The sequence below is a fragment of the Xanthomarina arctica genome (genome assembly GCF_014638915.1).
Classification (GTDB): domain Bacteria; phylum Bacteroidota; class Bacteroidia; order Flavobacteriales; family Flavobacteriaceae; genus Xanthomarina; species Xanthomarina arctica.
Map to the genome: position 1 here is coordinate 1 of NZ_BMFQ01000021.1, position 750 is coordinate 750.

1 protein-coding gene is annotated in these 750 nt (G+C 29.6%); it reads right to left on the reverse strand.

The features are described 5' to 3' along the window. Positions 1-121 precede the first annotated feature (121 nt). Complete coding sequence (locus tag IEV77_RS17405; RefSeq protein WP_188467188.1) at positions 122-502, reverse strand: hypothetical protein; 381 nt, start codon at positions 500-502, stop codon at positions 122-124. Between the last annotated feature and the right edge of the window lie 248 nt (positions 503-750).

The window sequence follows — 750 nt, forward strand, 5'->3', positions numbered from 1 at the left end:
AACAGGCTTTTGCCATTGCTAAATCAGGACTAATATTTGACGAAACTTACAGAAGTACTTTAGTAAAAAAATAATAGAATTTTACTTGTTTTTTAGCACAGTACTTTGTTGTGTGTAGTTTTTATTTCCGCTGTTCGTTAAATTCCATTTCCGCTTTTTCTCTTGTCAATTTCATAAAATCTTCGCCATATTCTTCCTCAATCTCATAATTCATTGATTCCTCGTAGCAAGATTGCGGGTAATTAGGAACACAATTAACTCTCATTGTTATATTATAATTACGTTTCATAAAATCAGAATAATACATTTCAAGTTCAGTCGCATAAACTAATCCCATTATTGTATATTCTTTAATTCCATTTTTATAATCAGCTTCTGCTTTTTCGTACATAGAATCACATTCAATTAAAATTGGGTCTGCTAATTCTAAAGTTGGTTGTTTTTCTTGATTATTTTTACATCCAAAAATCAACATCGTTAAAGTTAGAATCCAGTATTTCATTCAGTTTTATCCTGTTAGTTTTGAGTATGCTCAAATTACACACAACGGTTTTGTATATGAAAAGTGCGTGCTTGTGTCAGAGGATTTTCGGAACGAAAATCGGATGAAAGCAAGTACGCACTTTCACTTTGATTAAGCACTAAACTACGCATTTTTTATATACAGCTTAAGTTAGCATTTTAATAAAAACACTAAATTAAGGCATATAAATTAGAAAGAATAAAAGAGAGAATTAAGGTTAGTATATA